The 24,664-nt window shown below is 51.7% G+C and carries 24 protein-coding genes; 22 read left to right on the top strand and 2 right to left on the bottom strand.

Translation table 11 applies throughout. The features are described 5' to 3' along the window. The first annotated feature begins 223 nt into the window (after positions 1 to 223). Positions 224 to 1,288, top strand: a complete 1,065-nt coding sequence (locus J2Z18_RS09090) for a YeeE/YedE family protein (RefSeq protein ID WP_034272143.1) — start codon at positions 224 to 226, stop codon at positions 1,286 to 1,288. Positions 1,289 to 1,300: 12 nt separating this feature from the next. Beyond that, the gene (locus J2Z18_RS09085; RefSeq protein ID WP_007129966.1) at positions 1,301 to 1,525 is read left to right on the top strand and encodes a sulfurtransferase TusA family protein; all 225 of its coding nucleotides are present in this window, start codon (positions 1,301 to 1,303) and stop codon (positions 1,523 to 1,525) included. Between the two features lie 205 nt (positions 1,526 to 1,730). Here the strand turns inward: J2Z18_RS09085 and lexA are convergent, their stop codons facing one another. Beyond that, entirely contained in the window at positions 1,731 to 2,357 is a 627-nt protein-coding gene (gene lexA, locus J2Z18_RS09080) for a transcriptional repressor LexA (RefSeq protein WP_007129967.1), read from the bottom strand. A 177-nt stretch (positions 2,358 to 2,534) separates the two neighbouring features. Here lexA and J2Z18_RS09075 point away from each other — a divergent pair, with 177 nt between their 5' ends. The 5 genes from J2Z18_RS09075 (at position 2,535) to J2Z18_RS09055 (ending at position 5,641) form a co-directional block, all read left to right on the top strand. After that, positions 2,535 to 2,906: a LysM peptidoglycan-binding domain-containing protein gene (locus J2Z18_RS09075; RefSeq protein WP_007129968.1), complete on the top strand. Its 372-nt coding sequence runs from the start codon at positions 2,535 to 2,537 to the stop codon at positions 2,904 to 2,906. Positions 2,907 to 3,179: 273 nt separating this feature from the next. Then, on the top strand, positions 3,180 to 3,386 hold the full coding sequence (locus J2Z18_RS09070) for a DUF896 domain-containing protein (protein WP_007129969.1): 207 nt from the start codon (positions 3,180 to 3,182) through the stop codon (positions 3,384 to 3,386). A 216-nt stretch (positions 3,387 to 3,602) separates the two neighbouring features. Next, entirely contained in the window at positions 3,603 to 4,127 is a 525-nt protein-coding gene (locus tag J2Z18_RS09065) for a hypothetical protein (protein WP_007129970.1), read from the top strand. A 39-nt stretch (positions 4,128 to 4,166) separates the two neighbouring features. Beyond that, a complete protein-coding gene (locus J2Z18_RS09060; protein WP_007129971.1) occupies positions 4,167 to 4,958 on the top strand; it encodes an HAD family hydrolase in 792 nt (263 codons plus the stop codon). A 278-nt stretch (positions 4,959 to 5,236) separates the two neighbouring features. Then, positions 5,237 to 5,641 carry a FixH family protein gene (locus tag J2Z18_RS09055; protein ID WP_007129972.1) on the top strand — a complete coding sequence of 135 codons (405 nt, stop codon included), beginning with the start codon at positions 5,237 to 5,239 and terminating at the stop codon, positions 5,639 to 5,641. Positions 5,642 to 5,749: 108 nt separating this feature from the next. Here J2Z18_RS09055 and mtnD read toward each other — a convergent pair whose 3' ends face one another. Beyond that, a complete protein-coding gene (mtnD, locus tag J2Z18_RS09050) occupies positions 5,750 to 6,286 on the bottom strand; it encodes an acireductone dioxygenase (RefSeq protein WP_007129973.1) in 537 nt (178 codons plus the stop codon). Positions 6,287 to 6,454: 168 nt separating this feature from the next. Here mtnD and metH point away from each other — a divergent pair, with 168 nt between their 5' ends. The 15 genes from metH to J2Z18_RS08975 all read left to right on the top strand — a co-directional run bounded on the left by metH (position 6,455) and on the right by J2Z18_RS08975 (position 24,656). Beyond that, on the top strand, positions 6,455 to 9,895 hold the full coding sequence (metH, locus tag J2Z18_RS09045; protein WP_007129974.1) for a methionine synthase: 3,441 nt from the start codon (positions 6,455 to 6,457) through the stop codon (positions 9,893 to 9,895). Between the two features lie 87 nt (positions 9,896 to 9,982). Beyond that, positions 9,983 to 10,912, top strand: coding sequence for a ribonuclease Z (gene rnz / locus J2Z18_RS09040; protein WP_007129975.1), 930 nt, complete (start codon positions 9,983 to 9,985; stop codon positions 10,910 to 10,912). Positions 10,913 to 11,325: 413 nt separating this feature from the next. After that, positions 11,326 to 12,114 (top strand): 5' nucleotidase NucF, encoded by a 789-nt coding sequence (gene nucF / locus J2Z18_RS09035; protein WP_007129976.1) that lies wholly within the window; start codon positions 11,326 to 11,328, stop codon positions 12,112 to 12,114. 53 nt (positions 12,115 to 12,167) lie between these two features. Beyond that, positions 12,168 to 12,986 carry a DNA-formamidopyrimidine glycosylase gene (mutM, locus tag J2Z18_RS09030; RefSeq protein ID WP_007129977.1) on the top strand — a complete coding sequence of 273 codons (819 nt, stop codon included), beginning with the start codon at positions 12,168 to 12,170 and terminating at the stop codon, positions 12,984 to 12,986. Beyond that, positions 12,976 to 13,824: a deoxyribonuclease IV gene (locus J2Z18_RS09025; RefSeq protein ID WP_007129978.1), complete on the top strand. Its 849-nt coding sequence runs from the start codon at positions 12,976 to 12,978 to the stop codon at positions 13,822 to 13,824. Before mutM ends, J2Z18_RS09025 begins: the two co-directional genes overlap by 11 nt. An 18-nt stretch (positions 13,825 to 13,842) precedes the next feature. After that, a complete protein-coding gene (locus J2Z18_RS09020) occupies positions 13,843 to 14,184 on the top strand; it encodes a cyclic-phosphate processing receiver domain-containing protein (protein WP_007129979.1) in 342 nt (113 codons plus the stop codon). After that, entirely contained in the window at positions 14,181 to 14,528 is a 348-nt protein-coding gene (locus J2Z18_RS09015; RefSeq protein WP_007129980.1) for a thioredoxin family protein, read from the top strand. Before J2Z18_RS09020 ends, J2Z18_RS09015 begins: the two co-directional genes overlap by 4 nt. Beyond that, a complete protein-coding gene (locus J2Z18_RS09010) occupies positions 14,525 to 15,298 on the top strand; it encodes an ABC transporter ATP-binding protein (RefSeq protein ID WP_007129981.1) in 774 nt (257 codons plus the stop codon). The genes J2Z18_RS09015 and J2Z18_RS09010 overlap by 4 nt, the downstream gene beginning before the upstream one ends. A 5-nt stretch (positions 15,299 to 15,303) precedes the next feature. Then, positions 15,304 to 16,368, top strand: a complete 1,065-nt coding sequence (locus J2Z18_RS09005; protein ID WP_007129982.1) for an SAM-dependent methyltransferase — start codon at positions 15,304 to 15,306, stop codon at positions 16,366 to 16,368. 155 nt (positions 16,369 to 16,523) lie between these two features. After that, positions 16,524 to 17,987: a serine/threonine protein kinase gene (locus J2Z18_RS09000; protein ID WP_007129983.1), complete on the top strand. Its 1,464-nt coding sequence runs from the start codon at positions 16,524 to 16,526 to the stop codon at positions 17,985 to 17,987. 27 nt (positions 17,988 to 18,014) lie between these two features. Next, positions 18,015 to 19,106 carry an SAF domain-containing protein gene (locus J2Z18_RS08995; RefSeq protein WP_007129984.1) on the top strand — a complete coding sequence of 364 codons (1,092 nt, stop codon included), beginning with the start codon at positions 18,015 to 18,017 and terminating at the stop codon, positions 19,104 to 19,106. A 41-nt stretch (positions 19,107 to 19,147) separates the two neighbouring features. Further along, positions 19,148 to 19,855, top strand: coding sequence for a ParA family protein (locus J2Z18_RS08990; RefSeq protein ID WP_007129985.1), 708 nt, complete (start codon positions 19,148 to 19,150; stop codon positions 19,853 to 19,855). After that, positions 19,852 to 20,703 carry a CpaE/TadZ family protein gene (locus J2Z18_RS08985; RefSeq protein WP_007129986.1) on the top strand — a complete coding sequence of 284 codons (852 nt, stop codon included), beginning with the start codon at positions 19,852 to 19,854 and terminating at the stop codon, positions 20,701 to 20,703. The genes J2Z18_RS08990 and J2Z18_RS08985 overlap by 4 nt, the downstream gene beginning before the upstream one ends. Continuing rightward, a complete protein-coding gene (locus J2Z18_RS08980; protein ID WP_210094602.1) occupies positions 20,690 to 22,594 on the top strand; it encodes an ATPase, T2SS/T4P/T4SS family in 1,905 nt (634 codons plus the stop codon). Before J2Z18_RS08985 ends, J2Z18_RS08980 begins: the two co-directional genes overlap by 14 nt. Then, entirely contained in the window at positions 22,584 to 24,656 is a 2,073-nt protein-coding gene (locus tag J2Z18_RS08975) for a hypothetical protein (protein ID WP_028403532.1), read from the top strand. Before J2Z18_RS08980 ends, J2Z18_RS08975 begins: the two co-directional genes overlap by 11 nt. Positions 24,657 to 24,664 lie beyond the last annotated feature (8 nt).

Here is a 24,664-nt window from a genome sequence, read left to right as displayed (position 1 = left end):
TTAGCTTTTAGTGCAGATTCCCATGGATATTCAAACTAGAGAACAAAACCCGCATGTGAAACATGCGGTTGATTAAAACGACTAAGAAAATATCGGGATTTGTAACTTTTTTCCTGATCAAAAATCATTGACTCCTTGGATTAGTGTAAGTAAAATCGTATAGTATACAAAGTATATTGAATTAGTCGGATTAATAGATAAGGGGGCATCGAATTTGGCACAAATGATTATCACAGGGTTATTATGCGGTGCTTTACTCGGATTTGTTATGCAGCGGGGTCGCTTTTGTCTGACAGGTGGATTCCGGGACATGTATCTTACAAAAGATAACCGGATGTTCTACGCCTTGCTGATCGCGATCAGCGTACAGAGTATCGGCGTATTCGCATTGATCCAGATGGGACTTATTCAGTTCCAAGCCGGCGAGTTTAACTGGCTGGCTACGATCCTTGGTTCTTTCATATTTGGAATCGGCATTATATTGGCCGGCGGCTGTGCGACAGGAACATGGTATCGGGCAGGGGAAGGGCTTATTGGAAGCTGGATCGCTCTTTTCGGGTACATGGGGATGAGCGCTGTTATGAAATCCGGGGCCCTGTCGCCGGTGAACAACAGCCTCAAAGGAATTTCAACACCAACGAACTCCATTCCGGCCACGTTCGGTTTATCGGTATGGCCATTTATCGCTTTACTTGCTCTGATTACTATTTTTCTTGTCGTCAAGCAGCTGCGCAAGCCAAAAGTGTTTATTCCGTCGCTGCCGCCGAAGCGTAAAGGCCTTAACCATCTATTGTTCGAGAAACGATGGCATCCGTTCGTCACCGCGATTCTCGTCGGATTGGTTGCGCTGTTGGCATGGCCGCTCAGCGAAGCGACAGGCAGAATGTCGGGGCTAGGAATTACCACGCCTTCCGCTAACATTCTTCAGTATCTGGTAACCGGAGATGGCGATAAATATTTGAATTGGGGCGTGTTCCTTGTACTGGGGATATTCCTCGGCTCGTTCATCGCAGCCAAAGGAAGCCGCGAGTTTCGCTTTCGGGCTCCTGATGCCAAGACGGCCGTATCCAGTTTTTCCGGCGGCATTTTGATGGGCTTCGGGGCAAGCTGGGCAGGCGGCTGCTCTATTGGAAACGGTCTGGTCATGACGGCGATGATGACATGGCAAGGATGGGTTTCATTATTCTTCATGATTTTAGGTACGTGGGCAGCTTCTTATTTTGTATATGTGCGACCACGTGCCAGCGCCAAGAAGAAGGCGGCAGTTTATCAAACGACAACGGCTTAGGAGGTTATATTAATGAAACAAAAATTAGCTGTACTTGGAATGGTATGTCCTTTTCCTTTGATAGAAGCGAAAGAAGCGATGGAATCTCTAAAAAGCGGCGACGAACTGGAGATTGATTTTGACTGCACGCAGGCAACGGAAAGCATTCCGCGTTGGGCTGCTGAAGCGGGCCACAAAATTACTAATTTCGTTCAGCTTACGGATGCATCCTGGTCGATTACGGTTCAGAAGAAGTAACGGATCATACTAGGTCGTGACTGAAGTTATCAACGGATAAAAAAATATATATCAAAATGGCCGGTCATTTGTTTGATCGGCCATCCCTATATCAGCCCAACTTGCTAATTTCCTTTCGTCAACGTGGAAATCTCCGCCCGAATAATAAAGCCCGCTCATCCTCTTGTTGAAAGAGGGAGCGGGCTTCTAATGTGTAGATTTTATGCTAGTGAACATCGCGGAACAATCCAATGACTTTGCCGAGGATCGTCACATGATTAAGTCGCAGCGGCTCATAACTAGGGTTCTCCGGCTGCAGCCGGATATGGTCCTTCTCCTTGTAAAAGGTCTTCACCGTTGCTTCGTCCTCTTCGGTCATGGCCACCACAATATCGCCGTTATCGGCGGTCTGCTGTTGACGTACGATCACATAATCGCCGCTGTGGATGCCTGCTTCGATCATACTGTCACCGACGACGGACAACATAAACACCTTGTCGTCCCCGACATAGTGCTGCGGCAGAGGGAAGTAATCTTCGATGTTCTCGGTCGCCGTGATCGGAACACCTGCTGTAACTTTGCCGACCACGGGAACCCGGGCGATGGTGTGGGTAAACAGGTTGCTGCTCTCGGATTCTTCCTGGCCAAGCAGCTCAATGGCTCTTGGCTTCGTAGGGTCGCGGCGGATCAAGCCTTTCTTCTCCAGGCGGTCAAGATGGCCGTGGACCGTTGAACTGGAAGCTAGTCCGACAGCCTCGCCGATTTCCCGGACAGAAGGCGGATAGCCTTTGCTACGAACTTCGTTTCGGATAAACTCTAAGATCGCCAGCTGGCGGCTGGATATTTTCGACATGCCGTATCAACCCCATTTAGTAACGTTTGGGAAAATTATAACATAGAACTGCCGTTCGTACAAACATAAGTTCTAAAATTATTGGAACAAATGTTCGATTGGGTATTGAAACAAACAGGTGTTCGTGTTATTATCGATTTGTAGTTAAGAGAACACTTGTTTGGGGGATGATATTTCATGTTGAAATATAGTACATACCGCAGCATTTATGAGAACATACCGACAGAGACGGATTCCGACTCCGAAGCCTGGATCCATCAGATAAAGTCAAAGATCGTTTCACTTCCATTAACGAAACTGCTGATCATTCTGCTCATCGTTGTATTCGGTTGGACAGGCGCATATTCCGTGTTCGCAGGAGGAACGGAAGAACCCACCGGAGAGAAGCTAGTTATTGTTCAATCGGGTGACTCCTTGTGGAAGATCGCTTCCGTTCATAAGCCAGAGAATGTGGACATACGGGTATATATCGATACCATTCGCAGAAATAACGGGCTGAAGGGTCCGGATATTCAGGCAGGCGACGTATTGTCATTGCCGGTATGGTAAGCGTCCATGCAGGTAACGGCACTCTTAGTCGTTCGGTTTAGATCTTAATATATAGTAGGAAGTGAAATTCGCCATTTCACAGATCGATGAGGTCGTATTTGAAATCTACTATATAATGATTGAATTTGTCGCACTCTTTATGATATAGATCATGACATTCATTCCTTAATATGTTTATATTCGCTGAATGCAAGAGCTTGCAAGGGTGGTCGCCTTGACAAGCTCTTTTTCACATGGTTAAGTTATAATGATATTTGAAATGGAGGAGAAACCATGGACATCGATACTTTGGTAGAACGCATCAATCTATTGGCACGTAAGCAGAAAAGCGAGGGTTTGACCGAAGAGGAAATGAAGGAACGCGCAGAGCTTCGGGAAATCTACCTTAACAATATCCGCAGAAACTTCAGACAGCAGCTGGAATCGATCGAGTGGGTCGATGAGAACGAGCAAAAAGGCGGCCCCCGTCTGAAGCACTAGGTTTTGTCGATACATCCTGAAGGACTCATTAGGGCTTCAAATGATGTTTTATTATCAAGCCGGGATGCTGCATGAACGAAGCACTGCTGCTTCCCGGATATAAATGAGTTGAGTTTAAGAAAACGATGCAGGCAAGGGAGTATATTGCCATAACATCCATTCATTTATTCAACTTTTATAGATAGCACAGGCGATATCAGATTTGGGAGGAACGATATGTCAAGATCTTGGGAACGAAAAGTCAGCAAAAATATGCAACAACTGAACAAAAAACGGAAGAAGCAGGGAATGTCCACCTATCAGGGATCTGCCATTTCCGATACAATGGACGTGTTTAAGGGACGGAAATATGTGCTGCCGATCGTATTGCTTGCCCTTGCGGCTCTTTATGCGCTTCTCGGCTCCGCGGCAGCTAAAGCGACGGGCGATAGCAATGGGGTCCTGAACTGGGTCGGTGTCGGCTTGTACATTCTGCTTGCATTGATGATTTTCCTGCGCAAGCCTTATCTGAAGATCGAACGCGCATCCGTGTCCACCATGAAGTTTAATCGGGAGCGAAGATTGGCCGCTTCGGAGATCGAGAAGATTAAAATTGCTTCTGGCTCTGTCGTCATACAAGGCAAGGGGAAAGCAGGCAACTGGGTGTTTTCGCGTATGATCAATTTGTACGACACTCAGGCGATGGGAGAACGGCTTGAAGAGTTCGCGAAGGCCCATCATATTCCGGTAGAACATCATTAATATATATAGCGCCTAAACGAACAAAGGGAGAGGGAGAACATGCCGATTACTGCCGTATTGTTTGACTTGGATGATACGTTGTTGTGGGATGAACGAAGTGTGGAAGAAGCTTTTGAAGTGACAGCCGAAGCAGGTGCCGCTGCAGCTGGGGTTGATGCCAAGGAGTTGCTGAATGCGGTACGGGAAGAAGCAAGATCGCTGTACGCATCCTATGACACCTTTGCATTTACCCAGATGATCGGGATCAATCCATTCGAAGGGCTGTGGGCGAATTTTACGGCTGGGTCGCAGCCGGAATTCCGGAAATTGCAGGAGCTCGCACCGATGTATCGGAAGGAATCCTGGCGTCGCGGTCTTGCTCGTGTTGGCGTTGAGAATGAAAGCCTTGCCGAAACGCTGGCGGAGCGGTTTGCGTCAGAGCGCAGATCCAGACCCTATGTGTATGAAGAAACATTCGACGTGCTGAAGGAGCTGCAAGGAAAGGTGCAGCTGCTGCTGCTCACAAACGGCAGCCCTGATCTTCAGCAGGAAAAGCTTGATGGTGTTCCCGAGCTGGTTCCTTATTTCGATCACATTGTCATTTCAGGCGACTTCGGCAAAGGCAAGCCGGATGTGTCGATCTTCCAGCATGCGCTTGAACTGCTTGGCGCGAAGCCTGGAGAGGCTGTCATGGTCGGCGATAAGCTGACGACGGATATCAAGGGAGGCAATGCGGCCGGACTGCATACCGTTTGGATTAATCGGGTAGATCGGCCCAAGGATCCGGCCATTGTTCCGGAATTTGAGATTAAGCATCTGTCCGAGCTACACGCCATCCTGGCTGCGCTTTAAAAACGAAAATGTCAATCGATACGTCCGAAGAAGCAAATCGTTAGTGACGAGTACATATGGCACAGCCTGGACGCGGTAATCGCGAATCCGGGCTGTTTTTCTATCGAGATCTTGTCATCACGACCCGTTAAATCCCTGTGAGAAACGTCACACAATTGTAAGCTTCGTGAGATCGAAAAAAAAGGTTCTTGGGATATAATGATGGTGAGCAGATTCTGTAAGATCCGGACCATGGCGTGCAGCATACATAGGCACGATATTGTAAAGAGGTGTAGTGCATGACAAGAAGAAAGATAGCATTGATCGCGGCGATGGTATTGATGGCAGTCGCCCTTGCAGCATGTAACGAAAGTAAGGCCGATATTGATGAAGACACGCTCGCCGAGCCGATTATCGTCGATCTGACGATAAACCCGGAAACGGTTGCAGCAGGGGAGAAGGTTTTTATTGAGGCGAAGGTCACGCAGGCCGGTCAGCCTGTGGAAGACGCGGATTCGGTTGAGATCGAAGTCACCCAGGAAGGCGGAGGCTTGTCGGCAACGGTGCCGATCGAGCATGACCAGGGAGGAATATACAAGCTGGAGAAAACCTTCGACCAGCCTGGGACCTACCGCATCATATCTCATGTAACCGCGAGAGGACAGCATTCCATGCCGCTTAAGGAGCTAACGGTAACGGAATAAACGATCGGAACATTTCAAAAAGGCAGCACCGGTACGCCGTTTTCGGGTCCGTGGGCTGCCTTTTCGTATGGAAGCATTAAAAAGCGTTCATCCATCAAGCGCTGTCGATTATTGGAATTGCGGATCCGCCACCGGTGTAGCAATCCAGCCATTCTCTTCAATAAAGAGACGTACGGCCACAATTTGCTTGTTGTCCATCAGCGTGAAGAAGTGAGGCGTATTTTCCGGAACGGAAATGACATCGCCCGGCTCAAGCTCCACATTGAAATAACCTACGTCCTCGGAGCCTTTGATAATGAAAATACCTTTACCGCCTACAATCGCCCGGATTTCATCCTCGGAGTGCGTGTGTACCTCTTCGAATTTTTGGAGCAGATCCTCAAGATTCGGAGTGGATTCGGAGAGCGTGATGATATCCCAAATTTTGTAGCCGCGTCTAGCAGCCAGGTCACGAATTTCAGGATCGAATGCGTCGAGAATACGCTGCTTATCCTCATCGCTTAGCTGAAATTTCTCTTGAAGATCAGCCGGGAACTTATCCATATTCCAATGCTCGTACAGCACTTCTTGTTTTTTCAGGAATTCACGAACATTTTCTTCCCCGCTAATGCGTTCGTTCGTATTACGAATCACGATTTCTGCCATAGGTCTAACCCTCTTTCTCCAGTTGGTTTAATATGTATTATAGACGCGTCACCGCGTTTTGTCATCTGTAAATCATGAATAATACGCGCTGTGGCGCATATTTCGCCTTTTCTATTGAAAAGGATTCTGATACACTAAGATTTAACGTTTTCCGGGGAGGTTTATGAGTTGAACAAGCCTAGCTTACAGGAAGTACTGAAAGAACGAATATTAATCCTTGACGGTGCCATGGGTACGATGATCCAGCGAGAGGACCTCACGGCTGACGATTTCGGCGGCGCCGAACTGGAAGGATGCAATGAAACACTCGTCATTTACCGGCCGGATGTCATCCAGAACATTCATGAGCAGTATCTGGCTGCAGGTGCCGATTTGATCGAAACCAATACCTTTGGCGCAACGTCGGTTGTGCTGGCGGAATACGATATACCTCAGCTTGCCCGGGAAATCAACTTGGAGGCTGCACGGCTGGCTCGGGCCGCTGCCGATAAATATTCGACGCCCGAGCAGCCGCGTTATGTTGTCGGGGCAATGGGACCTACGACAAAGACGCTGTCCGTAACGGGAGGCGTAACCTTCGCGGAGCTGATCGCAAGCTATGAAGAGCAAGCGATTGCGTTAATCGAGGGCAAGGTGGATGCCCTTCTCCTGGAAACATCGCAGGATACGCTTAATGTGAAGGCAGGCAGCATTGGAATTCGCCAAGCTTTTGAGAAGACGGGCATTACGCTGCCGATCATGATTTCCGGAACGATTGAGCCGATGGGCACCACGCTCGCCGGACAGAATATAGAAGCTTTCTATATATCACTTGAGCACTTAAATCCGATCTCGATCGGTTTGAACTGCGCGACAGGACCGGAGTTCATGCGGGACCATATCCGTTCCCTGTCCGAAATGTCCCGCAGCGCCATCAGCTGCTACCCTAATGCCGGTTTACCGGATGAGAATGGCCAGTATCACGAATCCCCTGAGTCGCTGGCACAAAAAATGGCCGCATTTGCGGAAAAGGGATGGCTGAACATCGCCGGAGGCTGCTGCGGGACGACGCCGGAGCATATCAGCGCGCTGAAGGATGCCATGAGCCGGTTTAACCCGCGCCCGCTGACGGGGACGCATCTGCCGGCGTTGTCGGGCATTGAGCCGGTGTACATTGAGCAGGACAACCGTCCTTATATGGTGGGCGAGCGCACCAACGTGCTGGGCTCCCGCAAATTCAAGCGCTTGATCGTGGAAGGGAAATACGAAGAGGCTTCCGAAATAGCAAGGGCGCAGGTTAAGAATGGTGCGCATATTATCGATATTTGCGTGCAGGATCCCGACCGCGAGGAAGCGGAGGATATGGTTAAATTTTTGGAACTGGTCGCCAAGAAGGTCAAGGTTCCACTCATGATCGATACGACGGATCCGGCGGTTATTGATATCGCGCTGCAATATTCCCAGGGTAAAGCGATTATTAACTCCATTAACCTTGAAGATGGTGAAGAAAAATTCGAAAAGGTCATTCCGCTGGTCCATAAATACGGAGCTGCGGTCGTTGTTGGAACGATCGATGAGAAGGGTCAAGCGATTACCCGCGAGGACAAGCTGAAGGTTGCGAAGCGTTCGTATGACCTGCTCGTTCATAAATACGGCGTTTCGCCGGAGGATATTATTTTCGATACGCTGGTATTTCCGGTAGGAACAGGGGATGAGCAGTACATCGGATCCGCGAAGGAGACCATTGAAGGGATTCGGCTTATTAAAGAAGCGATGCCGAAGGTCCATACGATTCTTGGAATCAGCAACGTCTCTTTTGGCTTGCCGGAGGCTGGACGCGAGGTGCTGAACTCGGTATATTTATATGAATGCACCAAGGCAGGTCTTGACTACGCGATTGTCAATACCGAGAAGCTTGAGCGTTATGCGTCGATACCCGAGGAAGAGCGGAAGCTTGCGGAGGATCTGATTTATCGCACCAACGATGAGACGCTGGCGGCATTTGTTGCGGCTTTCCGGGATAAAAAGGTGGAGAAGAAAGAGAAAGTCTCCAATCTAAGCCTGGAGGAGCGCCTTGCTTCCTATGTTGTTGAAGGCTCCAAGGAAGGTTTGATTCCCGATCTCAATGAAGCGCTGAAGAAATACGGACCGCTGGACATTATCAACGGCCCGTTGATGGCTGGAATGACCGAGGTTGGCCGCCTGTTTAACAATAATGAGCTGATCGTAGCCGAGGTGCTCCAAAGCGCTGAAGTTATGAAAGCATCGGTCGCCCATCTCGAGCCTTTTATGGAAAAAAATGAGACGTCGGTTAAAGGGAAGATCATGCTGGCGACGGTGAAGGGCGATGTCCATGACATCGGCAAAAACCTGGTCGAGATCATCCTCTCCAACAATGGTTATGAAATTGTGAATTTGGGTATAAAAGTACCACCGGAGCAAATTATCGAGGCATATCGGCGCGAAAAGCCCGATGCGATCGGGTTGTCCGGACTGCTTGTAAAGTCCGCTCAACAAATGGTCCTAACCGCGCAGGATTTGAAAAACGCTGGCATCGACGTGCCGATCATGGTAGGCGGAGCGGCGTTGACGCGAAAATTCACGAAAACGCGTATTCGTCCCGAATATGACGGCATGGTGCTGTATGCAAAGGACGCGATGGAAGGTCTGGATCTGGCAAACAAGCTGAGCGACCCGCAGCAGCGGGCCGAAATGGCCAAGGATATCGAGGCCGAGATGGAGGCGGATGCCGCTGCCCCGCAGGCCGTTAAGGTTATGCCGAAGCTTTCCCAAGGGCTTCGTTCCAAAATATCAACCGAGGCGCCGGTGTATATCCCGCCGGATATGGAGCGCCATGTGCTCCGCAATTATCCGATATCGCATATTTTGCCGTATATCAACATGCAGATGCTGTTAGGACATCACCTCGGTTTAAAAGGGTCTGTTGAGCAGCTGCTGAAGGCGAATGATCCAAAGGCGGTCTCGCTGAAGGAAACGGTTGACGGAATCCTGAATGAAGCGATCCGATCGGGGATCATTCAAGCGCATGCCATGTACCGCTTCTTCCCGGCACAGGGGAGAGGCAACGACATCATCATCTATGATCCGTCGGATCATTCAAAGATTCTGCATACGTTCACGTTCCCGAGGCAGCAGGTCGAGCCTTATCTATGCTTGGCGGATTTCTTGAAGCCTGTGGACAGCGGCATTATGGACTACGTGGGCTTTCTGGTGGTCACGGCGGGTCATGGTGTCGGCAAGCTGTCCAGCCAATGGAAGGACAAGGGAGATTATCTGCGTTCCCATGCGCTTCAAGCCGTCGCGCTGGAGACAGCCGAGGGGCTTGCCGAGCGGGTCCATCATATGATGCGGGACACGTGGGGCTTCCCGGATCCGGCGGACATGACCATGAAGCAGCGTCTTGGTGCGCGATATCAGGGAATCCGGGTATCGTTTGGGTATCCGGCTTGTCCGGATCTGGAAGATCAAGAGCCGTTGTTCCGCTTAATGCAGCCTGAGGATATCGGCGTGGCGCTGACGGAAGGATTCATGATGGAGCCGGAAGCGTCCGTATCCGCAATGGTATTCAGTCATCCTGAGGCCCATTATTTTAATGTAGATAAAGCTTAACTTGACTATACCGGTGCATCCGGTTCGAAATCCTCCGACCGTTTCGGAGGATTTCTCCGGTTTGCGACCGAAAGGGAGTAGAGAGGGATGGAACTGTATTTTTTGGGAACCAATGCCGGCGTTCCTTCACTCCAGCGCAATGTTACGTCCATTGCCCTGCGTCTCCTTGAGGAACGCAGAAGCTTATGGCTGTTTGATTGCGGGGAAGGAACGCAGCATCAAATATTGAAATCCCCTCTCAAGCTGTCCAAGCTTGAAAAGGTATTCATTACACATATGCATGGGGATCATGTCTTTGGATTGCCCGGATTGCTTTCAAGCCGAGGAGCACAGGGGGTAACCGCACCCCTGACGATCTACGGTCCTCCGGGAATCAAATCGTTCATCGAAACGTCGCTCTCGATCAGCCAATCCCGTGTGCCGTATACAATGGAAATCATCGAGCACACCGGCGGAATTATTTTTGAAGACAAGTACTTCCGCGTGGAGGCCGCAGGGCTTGATCACCGAGCGGACAGCTATGGCTACCGGGTCGTGGAGAAGGATCTGCCCGGAAGCCTCGATCCCAAACGGCTGGAGGCCTATGGTTTGAAGCCGGGTCCGCAATACGGGAAGCTGAAACGAGGCGAAAGCGTAGAGCTAGGGGACGGAAGATGGATTCATCCCGCGGATGTGCTGCTTGCACCCAAGAAGGGTAGAGTTGTGACGATTCTCGGAGATACGCGTCCTTGCCCTGGAGTAGAGGTGCTCGCGAAAGATGCGGACATCCTTGTCCATGAGGCGACCTTTATGGAGGATTTGGCCGAGTTGGCTCATGAGTACTACCATAGTACGGCCAAGCAAGCGGCAGAAGCAGCGGTGCGGGCCGGCGTGAAGTCGCTGTTTTTAACGCATTTCAGCTCAAGGTATAAAGACGTGGAGCATTTGCAGCCGCTGCTGCAAGAAGCGAAGGATGTATTTGAGAATACACGGCTCGCCGAGGATTTCGGCCTGTACCCGGTGCAGCGCAGCACCTAAGCAGGCATTTCCCCAGGAAATGAAGCATTATTTTCCGGGAAAGCGCAGAATATGACAAAGCGATTGCAGAAACGATCAAGCACGGACAGCCTTCGATTTCTTTCGACCGCCCTAGAAGCGGAAGCGAAAAAAACGAAGGCTGGTTTCGTCAAACCCTTGTCGTCTATACATCGTCCATGAGGACGGAAAGGACTCGAACGGAGGATTCCTTGCAACAGGCTGTCCCCTTCTTTACAATGGTACTAGGCTGTTTCAGGATAGCGCGAAGGACAGGACGGAATCCTGCGGGTTCGGCCCAGCTATACATAATCTCATTAAGATTCGAAGAAGCTGACCTTATACGAAATGCCAACGCTTTACGATATGAATCATTCATCGGATGAAAGACAGGAATAAAGAAGGTGCATACATCAATGGAACAACCGAAAGGGATTCTGATTGATTTGGATGGAACCCTATATCATGGAAAGATGCGAATCGAAGGGGCGGATCGACTGATCCTCCGTTTGAAGGAAAGAGGCATTCCGTACTTGTTCGTAACGAATAACTCGTCTAAAACCCCGGAGCAGGTAGCAGCCCATCTTCGGGATATGGGCATACCCGCTTTACCGGAGGAGGTCTGTACCTCATCGCTAGCGGCTGCGAAGCATATTGCGGAGGAGACGCCGGGGGCGAGAGTTGCGATGCTGGGTGAGGAAGGGCTTCGGCAAGCACTGCTCGAGCAGGGGCTTCACATCGTTGAGGAATCGCCGCAGTATGTCGTTCAAGGGATCGATCGTTCGTTTGATTATAACGCGCTTGCCCGGGCCGTTCGCTGGATTCAGGAAGGTGCCGCGTCGGTATTGACCAACCCGGATTTGCTCCTTCCATCCGACGCCGGGCTGATGCCGGGAGCGGGATCGCTTGGAGCGGCCGTGGAAGCGGCGTCCGGTGTGAAGCCGCTGGTCATCGGCAAGCCTTCATCGATTCTGATGAAATTCGCCGCGGATCGTCTCGGGGTTCAGACCGAGGATATTTACGTGGTTGGAGATAATATACGCACGGATATTGCCGCAGGCGTCCACGCCGGATGCAAAACGGTACTTGTGTTAACAGGAATTACGACGGATCAAAATATGCAGTCTCATATCGACGCCGCCGGTGTTTCGCCGGAATATATTTGCCGGGATTTAGATGAAGCGGCCCGGCTGCTGTGTCCGTAGGTAACCTTATTGAATTAGCTGATGATGCTGATGGACGAAAGGGAAGATGAATCATGCCTGAACTGCCGGAAATGGAAAATTACCGAAGATTATTGACTCAGACGATCGTTAATATTCCGATCACGAATGTCGTCGTGAACCGGGAGAAATCGCTCAATGTAACGATGGAGCAATTTACGGAGGCCCTCATGGGAAGCAGGGTTATTTTTGTGGAACGAAGAGGCAAGCATCTCGTGTTTCACCTCAATAATGGTGGCCGTCTGCTGCTGCATCTCATGCTGGGCGGCATGCTGTATTTAGGACGGAAGGATGAGGAGCGCCCATCGCGTTCTACACAGGTTGAGATCACTTTTGGAGACCAGATATTGTATTTCATCGGACTCCGCCTCGGCTATTTGCATTTTCTGACGGCAAGAGAGACCGATGAGGCGCTGAAGCATCTCGGGCCGGAGCTGATGGATCGCCGGATGAACAAAGCTCGCTTTGTCGAGCTGATCGGCAAGCGCCGGGGTGCGCTGAAGAGCACCATGGTCAATCAGCAGGTGATGGCTGGAATCGGCAATTGCTATGCGGACGAAATCGCCTTTGATGCCCGGATTCATCCGCTCTCGAAAATCCAAGACCTGTCTGCAGAGGCGCTGGAGCAGCTGTATGACAGTACGGTTAAGGTGATGACGGAAGCGACGGACGGAGGGGGCTACATGGAAATGCCGTTTCAAGCCGGCGACGCCTTGACCGGATCTTACAATGACAGGTGCAAGGTATATGACCGTGAAGGAGAGCCCTGCGTCCGTTGCGGGACACCGATTATAAAAACGGAGCATACCGGGCGGAAGGTATTCTTCTGTCCGAATTGCCAGCATGAAACCTAAGCTGCGGATCGGAAGCCATGTCAGTACCCGGGGCGGGTTTCTGGCCGCCGCCCAGCATGCCCTTTCCCTGGGATCGCTGTCGTATCAGTATTTTCCGAAAAATCCGCGCAGCCTGCACTTAAAAGCACCTGATTTTACGAATGCCGCTGCATGCGCAAAATTTTGCCGCGAGCAAAATTTGGTCTCGATCGCCCATACGCCGTACCCGACGAACATGGCGACGGGGTTCACGCGCGGTGAAGAGCATTACAGGCTGACGGTGGATTCTCTCAAGAACGACCTGGTAATCGCAGAAGCCTGCGGATCCCTTGGCATCGTCGTTCATTTCGGGCACCTCAAGAGCGATAATCCGCTGGCAGGGTATCAGAATATTATCCAATGCTTGAACGACGTGCTGGCGGATTGGAAGGGACAGACCAAGCTCCTAATTGAGAATCAGGCAGGCGATCATGGTCCAATGGGCATAACGCTGGAGGAGTGCGTGAAGATTAGGCAGCTTGCGAAATACCCTGAAAAAATAGGCTTTTGTCTCGATACCTGCCACTTGTTCGCCGCAGGGGGCTGGGATCCATCCAATACGGAGGAGCTGCTTGCCAGAGGACGCTCGCTGCAGTATTGGGAGCATCTGATTGCAGTGCACCTTAATGATTCAAAATACGGTGCCGGCTCCAGGAAAGACCGCCATGCCCGGATCGGTCAAGGGAAGATCGGTGCGGACGCGCTGAAACAGCTTGCGCTGGCGCCTGAAATTGCCGGCAAGGCACTTGTTCTGGAAAGCGAAAAAGGACCGGACGGTACGCATCGGGAAGATATCGCCACGGTATTGTCCTGGTCTTAAATCAAGGGAGAGTAGGCAATGAAGATCCATCTATATTTGGATGACTGGCGCCCCCATCCGAAAGGATTTGCTTTGGCGCGAAACGGGGAAGAATGTCTGATGATGCTCCGCGAATGTGAAGTGGACGTGCTGTCTCTGGATTATGAGCTGGGACACGATCAGATGAACGGTGGTGACGTGGTGGCGGCCATGATCGCTGAGAAGCTGCGCGCAAAAGAAATATACCTCCATACATCGAGTCCATACGGCCGCCGCAAAATGTACGAAATGCTCTATGAGCATATGCCGGAGGATGTCCGTGTCCATAATGGACCGATGCCGGAAGCGCTGATCCGCGAGATCGCCGAGGGAACGAGATGAAGGCAGTGACGGAGCGGGAATTGCTGGATCGGCTGGAGTGGCTCGAGAGGCTTGCCGGCAGAAAGATGGAAGGCGAGCCGGTCGTAGTCTTTCTGCACACGCCATTCTGCGGTACGTGCGCGGCAGCCCGCAAAATGCTCCATATCGTGGAGCATATTCTCCCGGACGTGGAGATTTTGGAGGCCGATGTCAACTTCCTTCCTGCGGTTGTAAACCGGTATCAGATTCGAAGCGTGCCTGCCTTGATGACGGCCGGCAGCACGCCGAATAAGGAGCCAGAAGTGCTGTACCGGATGGGATCGGTCGAGGATATTTTGAACTTTGTCAGGAGGGTGAAGCCATGATCAAGATGCAGTATGTATCTCTGGTTCGCGGAGAACGCCAAATCCTGCATGATGTTTCGTTGACGGTGCGGCCGGGAGAGCATTGGGTTATTCTGGGGAGGAACGGCTCCGGAAAAACGACGCTCCTCGAGCTGATGACCGGCTATCAGTTTCCCAGCAGCGGTAGGATTGAGGTGCTCGGGAATGTGTATGGTCAATGCGACGTCCGGGAGGTCCGCAAGGAAATCGGCTATATCAGCCAATCGTTAATGGAGAAGCTGACGCTGCATGATCCGGTATGGGAGGTTGTGTCCACAGGCGCCTATGCGTTCTTGCGGTTTTATCAGGAAATCCCGGCAGATGTCCGCGGTAAGGCTTACGCTCTGCTAGAGGAGATGGGCTTTGGACACCTGGCCGAACAGCCGCTTGGCACCTTATCTCAAGGGGAACGGAAAAAGGTGATGCTGGCACGTGCCTTAATGCATGACCCGAAGCTTTTAATTTTGGATGAGCCTTGTGCCGGCCTGGATCTGTACGAGCGCGAGCTAATGCTGGAGGAGATTGGCCGATTAGGAAAACGGGACGTTGCCGTCATTTACGTAACCCATCATATTGAGGAGATTGTCCCGCTATTCACCCATGTAGCGCTAATTAAGGAAGGACGGCTTGAAGGAGCCGGCCTGAAGGAAGACGTATTGAACAGCGAACTTATTAAACAAACTTATGATATCGACGCCCGGCTGGAATGGGAAAGCGGTCGTCCCTGGATCAAAGTTATTTCTGGAGGTTAATCCGATTGGACGAATGGAATGTGAATGATGAGCGGGAGCAGCAACAGGATTTCCACAGCAAGCTGGTATGCACGGCGAATCACGGTTTCGCCCCCTATGCCCAAGAGGAGCTGCGCCGGATGTTCGGCAGCTTGAAAAGCTCCGTGTTAATACCCGGCGAAGTATTTCTCGTTACATTGGCAAGATCCGTAGAAGAGGCGGTGAGGATGATTCAATCCCAGCCTCCAATATTTCTGAGGCATCTGTTTCCAGTGAATGTTGAGCTGCCTGCCGGTCAAGCGGAAGAAGCGCTTAACGAGGCGGAGCAGTATTTGCTGAATCGTGATGAGATTGGCAGGAGCCGGGTTGCGATCCAGATCCGTAAGAGTGAAAATAGCTCATGGACGGATAGTCCGGGGGCGTTACGCGATATGCTGCAAAGCCGATTGTCAGCGCTTGAGCTTGAATTTACCGTACAGGAGCCGGAGTGGATCATCTCAATCTTTGCCGATGAAGAAACCTGGTATTTGGGCGTATCGAAACCTGAGGACAATTTGTCCGACTGGAACGGAGGTGCTGTTCGCTTCCAACGCGAGGAGGGTCAGATCTCCAGAGCAAAGTTTAAGCTTCTCGAAGCCGAAAAGCAGTTCGGGATTCCTTTCCGCAGCTTCCGCCGAGCATTGGATATCGGTGCAGCCCCCGGCGGTTGGACCTCGTTTTTACTGGAGCAAGGCTTGGAGGTGACGGCTGTGGATCCGGCGCGCATGCACCCTTCCTTAGAGGGGAACCGGATGCTTCGGGTCATTCATAAAAATGCGGCGGACGTATCCTTTAAGGAGCAGGAGTTCGATCTGCTGGTCTGCGATATGAGCTGGAGTCCGAAGCAAATGGCCAGATTGGTGACAGGCCTGCTGTACAGTCTTCAGACTGGAGGGACGGCCGTCATTACCGTCAAGCTCCTGACCAAGAAGCCAATGGCGCTCATTAAGGAGATTATCGCGGTATTTGAGGAAGCCCGGATGCAGATTCAGGGTGCGAAGCAGCTGTTCCACAACCGGGATGAGATCACGCTCTATATGATTAAGTATTAAAAAAGTCTTTACAAATGAGATCAACCTGGTCTATAATGATTCCAAAATTAACCAAACAACCAAAGGGAAAGCATCCCGTTTCGTATCAATTATCGATACGACGGCGTGCCTTCCCTTTTTTTGTTGCCTATGCAGGGCGAAGGAGTGGACGAAGAATGACGCATGCTTCGAAATTGGTGCACGGCGAAGTGCTGGGCGGACGCTATGCGATTGATCGCGTTATCGGCCAAGGAGGCATGAGCTGTGTATATTTGGCGGAAGATTTGAAGCTCCCAGGAAAACGATGGGCGGTGAAGGAAAGCCAGTCCGAGCCGGCCATGCAGCGCACGGTCGAGGAGGAAGCTCGGCTGCTGGTCAAGCTCAACCATCCCCGCCTGCCGCGGATCGTCGATTTTTTTCGTACTGAAGACACCGGTTGCACCTATTTGGTGATGGATTATATTGACGGTGTAACCTTGGAGAAGTATTTCCGGGAGCGGCGGGCGGATGTCCCGCCCGAGTTTATCATGTCCCTTGCGGATCAGCTGCTGGAAGTCTTGGCTTATTTGCACAGCCATGAGCCGCAGGTCATATTCAGGGACTTAAAGCCATCGAACATTATGTTGACGAGAATGCTGGAGGTCCGATTGATTGACTTCGGGATCGCCCGTAGCTATAAGTCGGCCGGAAGCGAGGATACCGTTAAGCTCGGCACGGTCGGGTTTGCGGCACCGGAGCAGTATGGGGGGAGGCAAAGTGATGCGAGATCAGACTTATACGGTCTAGGCGCATTGCTGCTGTACCTTGCGACTGCAGGCCGATTCAGCGAATGGATCACCGGCGTGGAGCGGCATATTCGGGGAGACTTGCCGAGAGAAATGGTGCCGGTGATCCGAAAGCTGCTGCAGTATGCGCCCGAGCAGCGGTACCAGTCAACAGAAGAGGTTCGCAAAGCATTATTCCGCCAGCGAACGTTTGCGGCCGTTCAGGAGCCCAGCCCGGGGTCTGCAGCCGGAACGCTGGTTGCGGCGGTTCTAGGCGCGTCGCCGGGAGTTGGCACGACGCATACCTGCATCGCACTTGGACATTTCCTGGCAACGAAATACGGTAAAGTCGCAGTCGTAGAGATGAGTGTTAAAGCCAATGCCTTCAGCCGCATTCAGGACATTGCCGAAGGGGGGCAGGGAGGGACTAGCCGAACGTTTGAGCTGAACGGCATAGATTTCTGGCGACAAACCTCCAGGGGCGAAGTGATCCGAGTGCTCGGAGGGTGCTATGAGGCGGTCGTGCTGGACTTGGGAGCCTACCGAGATAGCGAGCGGCTGGAGGAATTTCTTCGCGCGGATTTGCCGATCGTAATCGGCTCGGGGGCGGAGTGGAGGCAGCATGACTTAGTGACCTTGGCCCGGATGCTGTCCAGACATCCTCAGCCGCATCGGATCTACGCGCTGCCGCTTGCAGGTGCGGATTCCGTTCAGCGGGTGAAGCGTGCGCTCGAAACGGAGAAGGTGGTCGGGCTTCCGCTACAGCTGGACCCTTTCGAAATGCTGGAGGATAGCGAGCGTACATACGCCGGAATTTGCCGGGATTTTATACCAACAACCGGGCGGAAACGCAAATTTCTCTTCCGCAAGAAATGACCGGATTATCGAGAAGGAGATGAAGCAATGCCGATAATTAGACGGCGCAGCCGTAAGCTGATCGTAGCCGGACTGGCGGGAGCGGCTGTAATGGGGGCGGTAGGTGGCGGCACCACGATGTATTTTATACAAGACCTGAAGGAGAAGCAGAGTATGGAGCGCTCCAAATACGAGCAGCGGATCACCGAGCTCGAACAGTCCCAGCTGCTGCATTTGAACACGATGAAGACGGCTTGGGTTCCATTGAAGGATATCCCGCCCGGACATCGGATCGAAGCGAAGGACCTAAAGGAGGTTCGCCTTCCAGCCGACGCTGCACCAGCGAATTTAGCGTCGCTTAAGGATGAGGTCGAAGGCAAGGGAGCCAAGATCGGCCTGCTGAAAGGAACACCCATTACCCGATCGATGCTGTTCGAAGAAGCGCCGACGCCGGACGATCTCAGACACCGCGAGATGAAAGCCGTGTACCTGCCGAGCAATTTAATCAAAGGGGACGTTGTTGATATCAGGGTCCAATTCCCGACGGGCCAGGATTACATTGTTTTATCCAAGAAGAAAATTGATAAGCTACAGACTCCTGCCTTCTGGACGACCTTGAGCGAGCAAGAGATTCTACTTCTATCGAGCGCGCTGGTGGATGCATACCTGCACCAGGCCACCATCTATGCGCTGACTTATGTCGAGCCTGAGCTGCAGGCGAAGGCAATTCCGACCTATCCACCGAATGAGGAGGTGGCGAAGCTGATCGCAAGCGACCCGAATATCGTCCAGAGGGCCGAGAAGCAGCTGGAGACAGCGGTGCGGAGATTACTAGAGGAGGATTTACGCGAAAGGAATACGGAACAGCAGGTTCAAATGAGCGAGATTCATGTTGTACCGGCTTTGGCCGGAACGGCGAGGAGTCCTGATTCCTGGAGCCCAGCAAGCAGCGGCGGGCAGACCACTAGCGACAGGAGCACTGGATCTTTTCCAGCCGGCGGGAGCGAGGAGGTGAATGAGCCTCGTGTCGAGAGGGACGTTGAGGCCGAGCAAATATTGGGAGGCTATGGATTGGAGACTTCCGCAACGACAGCGGCTGAAGGCACCCAAGATGATGAGCTGATATTTTCCGCTCCGTAATCTGGTGGAGTGAACGAGTAAATATGAAGGGGGCAGCATGCGTGAAAAAGTGGATATTTACGGGGATATGCGACAAAAGCGACCTGCTATTGTATATGTGCAAAATACTAGCCCATGGCGACAAAAGGGTTCTGCTTGTGGATGCCGCGCTGGATGCAAAGTATAGGTACTGTATCGGATACCAGCACCCGCAGCTTCCTGTTACGGAGTTCGCCGGGTTCGACGTGGCCGGAGGGTTCGCTACACTTTCCAGTCTTGAGCAACATTTGCTCAATGAGGACGAAAAGGACTACGACTACATCCTTATGGATGTGGAGAGAGCCGATTTTCTACATCCTGGCGATTGGCTGGACGCCGATGCTTGTATCTGGGTTAGCGGATTCGATCTGACGGGTCTGAAGAGAAGCGCGTCTCTGCTGGAGGAATTAAGTGGACAGTGGTCGGATCAAGTCTCCCCCTCGTTTCACCGTGTGTATTTGAATGTGATCGAGGATATGACGGATGAAGCCTATATTGAAGGCTATCTGAATCCGGGCAGGATGGCCTGGCTGGGCCAGCCGGTAAAAATGCCGTGGGACGAGCTGTTCTTTGGCTTGAAAATTCAAAATGAGCATGCGGGGAGATTGGTTCTGAAGCCTCTGTCCAGGCATTACAAGCGCTCCTTGATCGAGCTGATTCTTCAACTGTCCGAATGGGATCGCAGGCATGTTCGACGAGCCATGAGGCATGCGGAGAGGAGACGCGCATGAGTCTAGTTGCTGTTTGGAGTCCGTTGAATGGCGGTACCGGGAGCACAATGCTGGCCGCCGCGCTGCCAATCGTGCTAGCAATGGAATATCAGACGCGAGTCCTGCTGACCCATGGCGGACATGCCGGCGAACGGGTCGAGTTGGCATTTTCCGATCGTAAGGAAATGATGGACAATGCGCTTTCGTTCCACGATAACGGCATGGATGCTCTGGAGCGTCTTAGCACAAGCGGCAGACTGAATCCGGAAAATGTTCGTAATTATTCGGTTCCGCTTATCGCCGGGCGTCTGGATCTGCTGGGTGGGTCCCGGGTATTGAGGACAGACTTAAGTGCGAATGAGCAGGGGGCTACCTTGATGTCGAGGGTTCTGGAGGCATCCCGGCATAGCCATGATGTTACGGTAGCCGACGCAGGCAATGGTGCTCCAGGCGCTGCCGACCGGGCAATCTTAAATGCCGCCGACCTTGTTGTCATCGGTATGAATCAGAACCTGCATCTATTGGAGACGGTTCTTTCCAAGGGAGGATTGCCGGATGAAGTTAAGGAGAAGCCTTGCTTCTACAGCATCGGCCGATATGACCGGGAATGCAGTGCAACCTTGCAGAATATCAAGCGGCGTTTTGGCCTGAAAGGATATGCGGCTGGGGTGCCTTACTGCTCCGGAATGACGGATGCGTGGAATACGAGAAACGTATTAATGTACATGCAGCGCAGCCGCGGAGGATACGGACGAAAAAGATGGAATTCACTGTACTTGGCCATGCAGGGATTGGCACAAGGGATTGCGGAGGAGTGCGGACTCCCAGCCGTTCCGGCGAAAGCGAGGGCTATGCATGCTCTTGGGTAGCGCGATGAATATGGTGTGGATCATCGTTATCCTCCTATTTTTGCTGCTGCTGGTCTATTTGCGGTATCTGGAGAGAAAAGGGGCTCCTTCAGCGGTAGTCCATGACACCGATCCATACTCTATACCGGCGATGACAGCATTCGTGAAAGAAACGCTCCATCAGCTGACCCACAGTCAATTATCCGACCTGGGCTTGCATGAGGAGGAATACCGCCGGAGGTTGAATAAGCGAAGCGAGCTGCGGCGGGCGCTTAAGGGATGCGTAACCGGGGACGTGCTGGATAAAGCCTACGTGAAGGATTTCATGAAGGAGCTGCTCGTGAACAATCTGGGCGTGAACGAAACCAATATCGATCAGGCAATCCCTTTTGAGCACCCAGCCATCCTAACTCCGCAGGACCAGTTTGAGATTATCCTGTATTTGTATAAACAGAATCATGGGCAGGACGCTTTGTCCATGCTGCTCGAGACCTATGATCTTGCACGCCCGCGTGTATTGCCTGGCTATGGCAACGACAGTGTCTATGCCGTCACAGCCGATGATATTGCCTATATCTATGAGTCGGAGCAGCGCCCGCTTCGGTTTCAGGAGAAGCTGGACATTGTGGTGCAGCGTATTTACCAGGAGTATAAGGGCTTTTCCGTCATCGATGAACTCCGGGACCAGCGCATAGACGGGGTCAGCGGAGGGGTCAGCGGCGTACTCGAAGACAGCCGTATGGAAGCATTTCCTTACGGGCACGATGGGTTCGGATGGGGGAGGGGGAACTTGGAACAGGAACAGCAGGCCACCGGCTGTGAAAGCGTCTGGGTGTTCTACCGCGGGATTTCCTTGCATTTATCCTTCCTGTCTTTCGGGAGCATGTTGGAGCTGAAACGGGTCTGCCAAAATATTTATAAATATAACCATCCCGGCCAATTATCGGAGGCAAGCGGGTATAAGGTGAACGAAATGAAGGACGGATCGAGGGTTGTGGTGGTTAGACCTCCTTTTGCAGAATCGTGGGCTTTTTTTGTCCGTAAATTCGATCTGCCCAAAGCCTCGCTGGATCAGCTGATAACAGGAGACGGGTCGGAGCTCGCGGTCGGACTGCTTCAATATTTAATGAAGGGAAGCCGGATCACAGCGATTACAGGTGCGCAAGGCTCCGGCAAAACGACCCTTCTAATGGCAATGGTTGGGCATATCTATGCTACCTACACCCTTCGGGTTCAAGAGATGGCATTTGAGCTTCATTTGCGCAAAATTTACAGCAGACGGAACATTCTCAGCTTTAGGGAAACGGAGCATATAACCGGGCAAGCAGGTCTTGATCTCCAGAAAAAAACGGACGGAACGGTCAATATCCTGGGGGAAGTCGCCAGTGATGAGGTTGCGGCATGGATGATCCAGATGTCGCAGGTAGCCAGCCTATTCACCGTATTTACCCATCATGCCAAGACTTTCAAAGACCTGGTTCAATCTCTTCGCAACTCGCTATTGAAGAGCGGGGTGTTTAGGCAGGAACGAATTGCTGAGGAACAAGTTGCCGGTGTCATAAACTTTGATATTCATCTTAAGCGCGATGCTTTCGGCAATCGATATATCGAACGGATTACCGAGTGCATTCCTCTGGATCGGGGGATTCATCGTAGCGGTCGCCTCACCGCTTCCCTCGATATCGAACAGGAAACGATGGAAGGTCAGCCGGAACCTGAGCTTCAGCTTGATGATGCGGGGGCTTGTTATATATCGCGCAACGTGATCGAGTATCAAAACGGGGCTTACGTACCAGCTGCGCGCTTGACGGATCGCAGCATTCGCGAAATGACCGAGCAGATGCAGTCGGAGGATGCAAGCCGGTTCAGAGCGTTCCTTGCGGCAGGTTGGGGGGAGTCAGTTGGCACTTAAACCTATTTTGATGATTGTGTTCTTGCTGTCGCTGGCCTGCTTCGCAATTGCTTTTGGGATATCGGCTTGGATCAGCCGCAGTAAGCGGCGATCACAGATTGGCCCTTCCAATACAAGCAAGGGCGAAGGCAAAACGCTGCGCGAGTTGTATCGGCAGTGGGCACAGCTTGCCTATCAATACGGGATAAAATTGCCGTTCATCAAATCTTACATCCAGCGCATCCGGCAGCGGATCGTCCTTATCCATCCATATGATGAAATTGCACTTCGCTACGAGACCATGAAGCTGACCTTGGCAATTACAGGAACGATCGGTTTGACGGCGCTGCTGCTTATATGGAGCCGTCCGGATTGGAGCTTTATCGTCATTGTCTTGATGGCTGCGGTCGTTATCAGCAATATGCTGGTTGAAATGTTTATCCTAAGGCTTGAACGGAAACTGTTAGGACAGGCCGTCGAATTGTTTTCTGTCGTCCGCCATCATTACCAGCAGCACGGCATGGTAGAAGAGGCACTGTACGAAGCGGCTGAGAGCGCCGGGCATGAAATCTCCCTGCATGCCAACCGGATCTACAATGCTCTAGTATCGCAAGATCCTGACGACGCGCTTGAGCGTTATTATGAAATTGCTCCGAACCGGTATCTGAAAGCATTTGCCGGGATCTCCCATCTTGTGATGGAGTTCGGAGATCAGGCACGAAAACAAGGCTCGATCTATTTGCAGGGATTGAGCGGATTGTCCAAGGAAATTCAGCTCGATATCTTGAGAAGGGATAAGCTCGACTACCTGATGAAGGGATTGCATGTTATTGCCCTGGCACCGGTTTTTTTTACCAAGCCGATTGAACGTTGGGCGAGAAGCAGCTTCCCCTCCATGGATGAATTTTATATGAGCAAGCTCGGCTTTGTGACGAAGATATCCATTTACGTCATTATCGTAATTTCCTATATCCTGCTCCAGAAGCTTCAGCAGCACCGGGAGACGGACTATCGTGCCGGATTGGAACGCCCTTCCTGGGAGGAGCGGTTATATCGAGTTCCTATTGTCAGAGCCCTTGTCCGCATGGCGGCCCCGGGAATCGGGACAAGCATCTTTCACCGCCAGCTGCGCTTATTGAAGGAAAGCAATGCGCGAATCAAATTCGAATGGCTGTATGTGAGGAGATTGATGCTGTTCTTTATGGTTTTCATCCTATCGTTGAGCTTGGCCATTGGTCTGCATGTGCAAGCAAGGCATCATTTGCTCTATACCCCGGTCCCTCCCCATCCATCTTTGTTTGGTCAGATGAACGAAGTGGAGCGCGTTCAAGCAGAGAAGACAGCAGAACAGGATCGGAACGTGATGAGAAGGATAGGCATGTCTCCTGATGCGACCCCTGAACAAGTACGGAATGGGATCAGCCAATCCGGACATACGGGATTATCCGCAGAGCAGATGGATGCCGCGGTGAAGCGCATATTGTCCAAGATTAGCCGATATGAAGGAGAGTATCTAAGATGGTGGGAGCTGCTGTTTTCACTGTGCTTGGGCTGGCTCGCCTATTGCTCGCCGCTGTGGCTGCTGTATTTTCACCGCAAAGTGCGCAATATGGAGATGCGGCATGAAGTATATCAATTCCAGACGGTTATTTCGATCCTTCGCGGAATGGAGCGTATCTCGGTTGAAGGAATCCTCGAATGGATCAACCGTTTTGCTGTCATATTTAAGGTTCCGATCCAGAAATGCCTGCTTCATTATGAGCATGGTGCCCAGATGGCGCTGGAGGAGTTGAAGGAGGACGTATGGTTTCCCGAATTTCAACGATTGGTGGACAAGCTTCTGCTCGCCATGGACAAAGTGCCGATCAAAGACGTGTTTGATGATCTTGAGGGGGAGATGATCTTCAGCTTTGAGCAGCGCAAGCAGCAATATGAGGCCATGATCGACACCAAGGCTGCATGGGCAAGGATGATCGGTTTTACCCCGATGTATGCTCTGATCTTTATGTATCTCGTCATTCCATTAATCGGGATGAGCTTCACCCAGATGGAAGTTTATTATGAACAGATTCAACGGCTTTGAACGAGGGA

This window comes from Paenibacillus lactis, from assembly GCF_017873605.1.
GTDB lineage: Bacteria > Bacillota > Bacilli > Paenibacillales > Paenibacillaceae > Paenibacillus_AQ > Paenibacillus_AQ lactis.
Note: the sequence above shows the minus strand (reverse complement) of the source record. Positions and strands in the feature narration are given on the sequence as shown.